Source organism: Streptomyces sp. col6 (assembly GCF_008042035.1).
Taxonomy (GTDB): domain Bacteria; phylum Actinomycetota; class Actinomycetes; order Streptomycetales; family Streptomycetaceae; genus Streptomyces.
Genome location: NZ_RDBL01000006.1, coordinates 126,028 through 135,090, shown reverse-complemented (window position 1 = coordinate 135,090; position 9,063 = coordinate 126,028). Strand labels below are relative to the sequence as shown.

General features: G+C 70.0%; 7 protein-coding genes and 1 pseudogene. 3 read left to right on the top strand and 5 right to left on the bottom strand.

Annotation, left to right across the window (positions count from 1 at the left end):
* Positions 1-436 (top strand): annotated as a pseudogene (locus EAO73_RS04555) (serine/threonine protein kinase); the annotation flags it as partial.
* Between the two features lie 161 nt (positions 437-597).
* Positions 598-2,589: an Ig-like domain repeat protein gene (locus EAO73_RS04550; RefSeq protein ID WP_147970206.1), complete on the top strand. Its 1,992-nt coding sequence runs from the start codon at positions 598-600 to the stop codon at positions 2,587-2,589.
* 71 nt (positions 2,590-2,660) lie between these two features.
* Here EAO73_RS04550 and dnaN read toward each other — a convergent pair whose 3' ends face one another.
* From dnaN to EAO73_RS04530, 4 genes are all read right to left on the bottom strand, one after another.
* On the bottom strand, positions 2,661-3,803 hold the full coding sequence (gene dnaN / locus EAO73_RS04545) for a DNA polymerase III subunit beta (RefSeq protein ID WP_147970205.1): 1,143 nt from the start codon (positions 3,801-3,803) through the stop codon (positions 2,661-2,663).
* A gap of 150 nt (positions 3,804-3,953) precedes the next feature.
* The gene (locus EAO73_RS04540; protein ID WP_147970204.1) at positions 3,954-4,850 is read right to left on the bottom strand and encodes a glycoside hydrolase family 19 protein; all 897 of its coding nucleotides are present in this window, start codon (positions 4,848-4,850) and stop codon (positions 3,954-3,956) included.
* 185 nt (positions 4,851-5,035) lie between these two features.
* A complete protein-coding gene (locus EAO73_RS04535) occupies positions 5,036-5,908 on the bottom strand; it encodes a glycoside hydrolase family 19 protein (RefSeq protein WP_412074578.1) in 873 nt (290 codons plus the stop codon).
* Positions 5,909-6,120: 212 nt separating this feature from the next.
* Positions 6,121-7,404: an adenylosuccinate synthase gene (locus EAO73_RS04530; protein WP_147970202.1), complete on the bottom strand. Its 1,284-nt coding sequence runs from the start codon at positions 7,402-7,404 to the stop codon at positions 6,121-6,123.
* A gap of 186 nt (positions 7,405-7,590) precedes the next feature.
* On the opposite strand from EAO73_RS04530, the gene EAO73_RS04525 reads away from it, so the two are divergent.
* Complete coding sequence (locus tag EAO73_RS04525) at positions 7,591-8,442, top strand: diacylglycerol kinase (RefSeq protein ID WP_147970201.1); 852 nt, start codon at positions 7,591-7,593, stop codon at positions 8,440-8,442.
* 42 nt (positions 8,443-8,484) lie between these two features.
* On the opposite strand, the gene EAO73_RS04520 is transcribed toward EAO73_RS04525, so the two are convergent.
* Positions 8,485-9,039, bottom strand: coding sequence for a GbsR/MarR family transcriptional regulator (locus EAO73_RS04520; protein ID WP_147970200.1), 555 nt, complete (start codon positions 9,037-9,039; stop codon positions 8,485-8,487).
* Positions 9,040-9,063 lie beyond the last annotated feature (24 nt).

Sequence of the window (9,063 nt, the reverse complement as noted above, 5' to 3'; positions counted from 1 at the left end):
GACCCGGGCCACCGACTCCCCCTCCCCCGACGTCTCCCCGGACCCGTCACCCAGCGAAGACGGGGACAACAGCGAGGGCGCCGTCCCCGAGGGCTACCTGGGCTCATGGTCCGGCAGCATCGACAACGCATCCGGCCACTCCACCCGCGAACTGGTCATCCGCCAGGGCGAGGTGGGCGAGGCCGTCCTCACGCTGACCGCCGAGGGCCCGCTCGCCACGGGCGGCACCTACCGCTGCGTCTTCGAGGCGTCCCTGACCGCCGAGCCCGCCGAGGGCGAGGCGGTGCGTATCGGCCCGTCCACCGTGACGGAGGGCGAGCCCATGGCCTCCTGCACCCCCGGCAGCCCGACCACGCTCACTCTGCTTCCCGACGGCAGCCTGAGCCGTGAGAACACGTCCAGCGGCGAGAAGCTCACCTACACGAAGTCCGGCTGACGGGCTGCCGTCTGCCACACCTCGGGAGCCACTGCCGGGTGGCCGGAATCCGGCCATGCGTACGGGTTGTCACCCTCATGTCATACCCTGCGATCCGGACCGCGCACCTCTCTCATCTCCAGGTGTCGGACGGTCCCTTCACCGTGGGGGTATTCACCGTCTTGCGTACGCGCAGAATCTCCACCGCGACCTCGATCGCGGTGCTCTTCAGTTCAGTTGTACTGATCGGTGGTGCGGCCGACCCGGCCGTCGCCGACTCCAGCAAGGTCATCGCAGCCGCTTCCGTCGGCGACATCGTCGCCGACGGTGTGCACAAGCGCGTCTTCATCAGCGACCCGACCGGGGGCAAGGTCGTCGTCGCCGATTACAGCGGCACCGTCATCGCGAAGATCAACTCGCTGCCCGGGGTGACCGGGCTCGAACTGTCCGCGGACTCCGGCACGCTGTACGCCGCCGTCCCGGGCTCGGACGCCATCGTCGCGATCGACACGGCGGCGCTCGGCGTGTCCGCCCGGTATGCGACGGGGGCCGGCACGGATCCCATGTTCCCGGCGCTGGCGGGCGGCAAGCTCTGGTTCGGCTACGGCACGGTCGGCGCGGGCCACATCGGCTCGCTCGACCTGTCCGGTGCCGAGCCGGTCGTGGCCCTGGAGCAGGACACCAACGGCGCCTGGTCCGGGGCGCCGACGCTGGCCTCGACGCCGGGAGCGCCCGATCTGCTGGCCGCCGGCATCCAGACCCAGAGCCCGACGGAACTGGCCGTCTACGACGTGGCCTCGGGGGCGGCCGTGCAGACCGCGTCGACCCGCACGGACGGCGGGAACATGCGCGACCTCGCGCTCAGCCCGGACGGCACGCAGCTCGTGGTAGCCAGTGGCGCTCCGTACTCCCACCAGGCGTACCGCACGTCGGACCTCGCGCCGTCGATCGCCTACGCCTCGGACGCGTATCCCAACGCCATCGACATCGCTCCGGACGGGACGGTCGCCGCCGGCATCGACGGCTGGTACGAGCCGGACGTGTACATCTACAAGCAGGGCTCGACCACGAAGCCGGTGCGGACGTACGACTTCCCCAACACCGGGAACAGCAGCGGCGCGGACACCCTGGACCCGTCCGGTCTGGCCTGGGCGCCGGACACCAGCCGGCTGTTCGCCGTGACGGTCAACAGCGAGGGCGTCCGCTCGCTGCGGGTGCTCACCGACCCGGTCAAGTACCGGACGACGGTGACGGTCAGCGCTCCGGCGAAGGCGACCCGCGCCAAGAAGCTCACGGTGACCGGCAAGGTGAAGGCCGACGGCGCCTTCCCCTCCGGGGCCAAGGCGACCGTGACGCGTACGGACATCGAGTCGCCCAAGGGCAAGGCGCTGGCCGCCGTGAAGCTGAAGTCGGACGGCTCCTTCTCCTTCGGCGACACCCCGCCCGCGGGTGGCACGGTCACGTACAAGGTCTCCTACGCCGGTGACGCCACGCACTCCGCGTCGTCGGGCAGCGACAAGGTCGCCGTCTCCCGGGCAGCCACCTCGCTGACCCTGAACCGCAACAAGGCGGTCTACTCGTACGGCGCCGACGTCTCCTTCACCGCGCACCTCGGCACGACGTACAAGAACCGCACCGTCGAGCTCTGGGTGGACCCGTACGGCAAGGACAAGCCGAAGAAGCTGGTGAAGACCGCCAAGGTCAATTCCAAGGGCAACCTGTCCACGACGGTCGACATGACGCGGGACACGACCGTCACGGCCGTCTTCAAGGGCGACGGCCGCTATGCGTCCAGGACGGTCACCTCGACCGCGTACGCCAGGGTGAAGGTCTCGACCTCGGTCTCCAAGCAGTACCGGACGGCGAAGATCGGCTCGCGGTCGTACGCCTATTTCCACAAGAAGACCAACCCGGTCTTCGCCACGAAGATGAGCTACTACAAGAACCGCAAGTTCCGCCTGGCCATGGAGGTCTACTACCAGGGCAGGTGGTACGACGCGGGCTCGCAGTACTTCAAGCTCGGCACCAGCGGCAAGACCAACGTGACGCTGACCGGCACCCATGAGACGGGCTACCGGATGCGCATCCGCGCCTCCTACGTGGACGGTTCGTCGGGCGACATCGTGAACACGACGACCCACGGCGCCTGGAAGTACTTCATCTTCACGAAGTAGTCCGGGATTCCGAGGAGTCGCTGACGCGGGGCCGGGGCGAGCAACCGTCCCCGGTCCCGCGTCCGTCGTGCTCACTGGACCAGCGGCTTGACCGACATGAGCAGGTGCTGGTGGACCGTGTCCCCCGCCCCGTCCGCCGCGGCCGCCGCGGCCTCGTGGTCCGGATGTCCCGTGATCATCGCGCGCTGGCCCTGGCCCATGAGCTGGAACCGGACGACCGGTTGATCGAACGAGGCCAGCGCGTCCATCAGGTACGAGGGATTGAACGCGACGGTGATCTCGTCGGCGCCCGTGAGCACGGCGGGCAGACGCTGGGAGGCCACGTCGTCCTCGTAGCCGGCCTGGAGCAGGACGGAGCCGCCGGCGAAGGCGAACTGGAGCGGGCTGTCGCCGTCCGCCACCACCGCGACCCGCTTCACGGCCTCGACCAGCGGGGCGAGCTCGGTCGCCGCCCCGACCGGCCCGTTCAGCACGAACAGTTTGTCGTGGCGCGGGAGCCGGCCGTCGAGCAGCCGGACCGTGGTGCGCATGCCCTCGCGTTCGAAGCCGGCCGAGCCGCTGTCCAGGGCGAGGCGGACCGTACCGGGTCGGGCGCCGACCGAGCGTGCGATCTCGCTGAGCCGCCGGGCCGAGACGACCACATCCGCGGTGACCCCGTGCGTCGCGGGGCGCCAGTCGAGCGTACGGACGGCGAAGCGGTAGCGGTCCGTGGCCGCCAGGGTCATCCGCTCGCCGTCGAGTCCGAGGCGGATGCCGGTGAGCGTGGGGAGGGTGTCGTCCCGGCCGGCGGCCACCGACACATCGGCGACGGCCGCCGCGAACTCCTGGCCGTCGACCTCGCCGAGGACCTCCGGCAGCGGCGGCAGCGAGGGATAGTCGTCCAGCGGGAGGACCGACAGGCCGAATCCGGCGCCGCCGCCCGTCACCGTGAACCTCGATCCCTCGACCGCGCACTCCACCGGACCCTCGGGCAGCACCTTGCACACGTCGAGCAGGCGGCGGCCCATGACCAGCACCTTCCCGGGCCGTTCGGTCCGCGCCGCGACCTCGATGCGGGCGGATGCCTCGTAGTCCAGGCCGGAGATGCTCAGCCCGTCCTCCGTCGCCTCCAGCAGCAGCCCGCCCAGGACGGGCACGGGCGATCGGGTGGGCAGCACACGGGCGGCCCAGGCCACGGCGTCCGCCAGCTCGCCGCGTTCGATCCGGAACTCCATCGTGGTGACCTCTCCTCGTGCGCCGACCGCCCGGCGGTCCTGACGATTCCGAAGCTAGAGGCCACCACTGACAACGCGACGGGGGACGCCTCCGGCAGCGAAGCCGGAGGCGTCCCCCACACGAGTGAAGTTGCCGGATGAAGGCGCTGGTCAGCAGCTCAGGTTGGAACCGGCGGTGGTTCCAAGGATCTGCACGAACGCCTGGTACTTGTCGATGCGGCTCTGGACCTGGGCGGGGTTGCCGCCGTTGCACTCGATCGAGCCGTTGATGGAGCGGATCGTCTCACCGAAGCCGGCGCCGTTCACCATGGCGTTGTGGGGGGTCATGGTGCCGGGGCCGCTCTGGGTGTTCCAGTACCAGAGGCCGGTCTTCCAGGCCACGGCGGCGTCCTGCTCGACCAGGTAGGGGTTGCCCAGCAGGTCGATGCCGAGCGCGTCGCCTGCGGCCTTGTAGTTGAAGTTCCAGCTGAGCTGGATCGGCCCGCGCCCGTAGTACGCGGCCTGGCCCGCCGGACAGCCGTAGGGCTGGCTGCTGTCGCAGTAGTGCGGGTAGTTGGCGGTGTTCTGCTCGACGATGTACACCAGCCCGCCGGTCTCGTGGCTGACGTTGGCGAGGAAGGCCGCGGCCTCCTGCTTCTTGACGGTGTCGCTGCCGGTGTTCGCGAAGCCCGGGTAGGCGTCCAGGGCGGCGACCAGCCCGCTGTACGTGTAGAAGGAACTACGGCCGGGGAACATCTGGTTGAACTGCGCCTCGCTGACCACGAAGCCGGAGGACGAGCCCGGATCGCCCGGGTCCGTGCCGCCGCCGTTCCCGCACGCGCCCTGGTCGGCCCAGACGTCGGAGCTGCCGGGTTTCTCGTTCTGTGTCCACCACTTGGCGGTCCAGTTGTGCCCGTTGTACGAGGCGGAACCGCCGCCCGTGTACACGGACGAGGCGTTCCAGGCGGCCGCGCAGTCCGCGGCCGACGCGGTGGTGGCGGGGAGTACGACGAGCCCTGCGACGACCGCGCCCAGCGCGGCGAGCAGGCCCATGATGCGACGGAACATCAGCACACTCCTTCGGCGCGGTACGCCGTTCGTCGCGGTGCACCGCTGTGGGGGGTTCCCGCCACTCAAGCGCGGTTGGTCTGGACCTGTCAAGGTCTAGACCAACAATGGCGTGACTCCGAGAGAAGAACCCCGGGGCCGGTCCACGATGCGGGAACGCGGCGGCCCCGAGGTTTGAACAGCCATCAGCAGGTGAGCCCTGAACCCGGGTTGACCCCGATGACGTCCGTGATGCGCTCGTACTTGGCCACGCGGGCCTGCACCGAGCCGGGGTTGCCGCCGTTGCATTCCAGGGAGCCGTTGAGCGAGCGGATGGTCTCTCCGAACCCCGCGCCACCGACCATGGCGTCGTGGGACGTCATCGTGCCGGGCCCGTTCTGGGTGTTCCAGTACCAGAGCGCGGTCTGCCAGGCGACCGCCGGATCGCGCTCCACCAGCCACGGGTCGTTGAGCAGGTCAAGGCCGAGCGCATCCCCCGCCGCCTTGTAGTTGAAGTTCCAGCTGAACATGATCGGACCCCGCCCGTAGTACGCGGACCGGCCCGCCGGGCAGCCGAACGGCTGGCTGTAGTCGCACTTGATCCAGTAGTTGGCCTCGTTGATCTCCTTCACGTACCGCAGGCCGACCGATTCGAAGTCGGCGTGCGTCAGGAACGCCGCCGCCTCCCGGGCCCTGGTCTGCTCGGTCCCGGTGTTCGCGAAGCGGGGATACGCGTGCAGCGCGTCGATCAGGCCCTGGTACGTGTAGAAGGAGTCGCGCTCGGGAAAGATCTCGTCGAACTCCGCCTCACTGATGACGAAGTCCGAGACCCCTCCCGTGCAGGCGCCCGCGTCCGCCCAGACGGTGGTGGCGCCCGGATTCTCGTTCCGCGTCCACCACTTCGCCGTCCAGTTGCGGCCGTGGTGCGAGACCGTGCCGCCGGCCGAGTAGGCGGTCGAGGAGTTCCACAGGGTTGCACACGACACGGAGCCGGCGGCGCCCGAAGCGGCCGGTGCGGCGGTGGCGACGCCGGGCAGGAAAGCCGCCGTCGCGACGACTGCGCCCAGTACGGTCAGGATGCTCTTGATGCGGTTCAGCGCTGCTCACTCCTTCGACGAGGACGGGCATGGCTCGCCGCACACCTCGGGGGCGGGCCGTGCCGGCATTCCCTGCACCCAACCGCCGCTGGTCTGAACCTGTCAAGGTCTAGACCAGCCGGAGTCACCGATGACGCACATGCGCGAGGGCCGGGGCTCGACCACCGCCCCGGCCCTCGCGCGTGCCCGTGTGTCTACAGGAACGAGTTGATCTCGATGGTCTCGGTACGGCCGGGGCCGACACCGATCGCGGAGATCGGGGCGCCGGACATCTCCTCCAGCGCCTTCACGTACGCCTGCGCGTTCTTCGGCAGGTCGGCGAACGTCTTCGCCTTGGTGATGTCCTCGGACCAGCCCGGGAGCATCTCGTAGACCGGCTTCGCGTGGTGGAAGTCGGTCTGGCTGTACGGGAGCTCCTCGACGCGCTTGCCGTCGATCTCGTACGCCACGCACACCGGGATCTGCTCCCAGCCGGTCAGCACGTCCAGCTTGGTGAGGAAGAAGTCCGTGAGGCCGTTGACCCGGGTCGCGTACCGCGCGATGACCGCGTCGAACCAGCCGCACCGGCGGTCACGGCCGGTGGTGACCCCGCGCTCGCCGCCGATCCGGCGCAGCGCCTCGCCGTCCTCGTCGAGCAGCTCCGTCGGGAACGGACCGGCACCGACGCGGGTGGTGTACGCCTTGAGGATGCCGATGACCCGGCTGATCTTGGTCGGGCCCACGCCGGAACCGGTGCAGGCACCGCCCGCGGTCGGGTTCGACGAGGTGACGAACGGGTACGTGCCGTGGTCGACGTCGAGCAGCGTGCCCTGACCGCCCTCGAACAGGACGACCTTGCCCGCGTCGATGGCGTTGTTCAGGATGAGCGTCGTGTCGGCGACGTAGGGCTTGATCTGCTCCGCGTACTGGAGCATGTCCTCGACGACCTTGCCGGCCTCGATCGCGCGCCGGTTGAAGACCTTGGCCAGAAGCTGGTTCTTCTGCTCCAGGGCCGCCTCGACCTTCTGCTCCAGGATCGACTCGTCGTAGAGGTCCTGGACGCGGATGCCGACCCGGTTGATCTTGTCGGCGTACGTCGGCCCGATACCCCGGCCGGTGGTGCCGATCTTGCGCTTGCCGAGGAACCGTTCCGTCACCTTGTCGACGGTGACGTTGTACGGGGTGATCAAATGAGCGTTGCCGCTGATCAGCAGCTTCGACGTGTCCACGCCGCGGTCGTTGAGCCCACTCAGCTCGGAGAGCAGGACCGCCGGGTCGACGACGACACCATTGCCGATGACCGGGGTACATCCCGGTGACAGGATGCCGGAGGGGAGGAGATGCAGTGCGTACTTCTGGTCGCCGACGACCACCGTGTGGCCGGCGTTGTTGCCACCCTGGTAGCGCACCACATAGTCCACGGATCCACCGAGGAGGTCGGTGGCCTTTCCCTTGCCCTCGTCACCCCACTGAGCACCGAGCAGCACAAGTGCGGGCACAGGCGTACACCCCTTCCGGGCGGGGCATGTCCAAGGTCAGGGGGCGTAGGAAAACGCCGTACATGCCGTACGTCGTTGTACGGCACAGTCCGAACCGTCGAACCGGGTGCCCCGGAATAGACGAAGCCCCTGGCGCAATAGCGCAAGGGGCTCTTGCACCAAGATGCTACCCGAGGAAGGACCGAGGTGTCGGCTGCCCAGCCCCCCGGTAACGGTGCGCCCCATCTGCTGGTGGTGATCGATCCGGTCGCCCGCCGGACGGACGGCGAGTCCGTCCGCATCGCGAAGGACGTGCTGAGCGCGGGCTCGCACGCCAAGATCTGCCTCCCGGACAGCCCCGGGGAATTCGCCAGGGCCCTGGCGCGCCGGGGCGGCCGGCGCCCCGTGGTGATCGGCGACGACCGGGCACTGCGGCGCGCGGTGTCCTTGCTGCACCGGGAACGGGAGCCCGCCATGAGCGCGCTCTCGCTGGTCCCGGTCGGCGCGTCGGACACCCTGGAACTCGCGCATTCCCTCGGCGTGCCGAACGGCGCCGTGGCGGCGGCGCGCACGGCGCTGGACGGTGCGGTGCGGCGGCTGGACCTGCTCGTCGACGACAGCGACGGCGTGGTCCTGGGCGCGCTGCGCATCCCCGCGCTGAACGGCGCCCCGGGCACGGGGGCCGACCGCTCGGGCATGACGACCGTCTGGGACACCTGCCGCTCCCTGGTCCGCACCCTGGTGCGCCCCGCGCCTCCGGAGCCGCCCAGCGGGCCCACGACGCACCGGCTGCGCGTGGAGGCCGACGGTGTGGTGCTGAACGATCTGGACCGCCCGGTCGCCTCGGTGACGGTGACCTCGGGGTGCGGTGACGACGGCGTGGCGGCCGTGACGATCGACGCGCCGGACACCGCGCCGGTCACCATGGAGGCCAAGGCCGTCACGGTTTCGGGAGCGGACTTCCGCTACCGGGCGGACATACAGGTCGCGGGGCCGGTGCGGACACGGACATGGACCGTACGGGCGGGGGCCTGGGGACTGATGCTTCCGGCACGCTAGCGGGGCGGCGGGTGGCCCGGCGGCCGGCAGGTCATCCGGTCCTCAGGCGCCGGGCTCCGGACCGCCCGCCGGCAGGTCGAGGGTCTTGCGGTGCTCCTCCCAGCGGCCCATCAGCCCCTCCAGCTCCGTCTGGAGGAACTCGAAGAACGCGGCCGTCTCCGCGATCCGGGCCCCGGCCGGGGTGTGTTCGCCCAGGGTGCGCGCACCCTCCTTGAGGGTGCGCTCCCAGCGGGTCAGCACCTGGTCGCGGCTGGCGAAGGTGGTGTACCAGATCTCGTTGTGCAGGCGGTAGCGGTCGCGGCGCGAGCCCGGTTCGCGTTCGCGGCCGACCATGCTGACCTGCGTGAGGTAGTTGATCGCGCCGGACACGGCGGCGGGGCTGATCTGCAGGGCCAGGGCGAGCTCCGCCGAGGTCATGGAGGCGTCGTCGTCCGCGAGCAGCGCCGCGAAGACGCGGGACGCCATGCGCTGCATCCCCGCCTCGGTCATCTCGGACGCGAACCGCTCGACGAAACGGGCGACCGCCTCCGCGTCCCGGCCCCCGTGACCCTGGACCGCGCCGCTCGGTGCGCTCTCCTCCGCGGATTCGCCGCTCATCCCGCTCCTCTTCCCCGGTTCGCC

Coding starts and splice junctions, on each gene's coding strand:
- EAO73_RS04520 (WP_147970200.1), bottom strand. CDS start 9,039: ATGAGCGGCGAATCCGCGGAGGAGAGCGCACCGAGCGGCGCGGTCCAG.
- EAO73_RS04540 (WP_147970204.1), bottom strand. CDS start 4,850: ATGTTCCGTCGCATCATGGGCCTGCTCGCCGCGCTGGGCGCGGTCGTC.
- dnaN (WP_147970205.1), bottom strand. CDS start 3,803: ATGGAGTTCCGGATCGAACGCGGCGAGCTGGCGGACGCCGTGGCCTGG.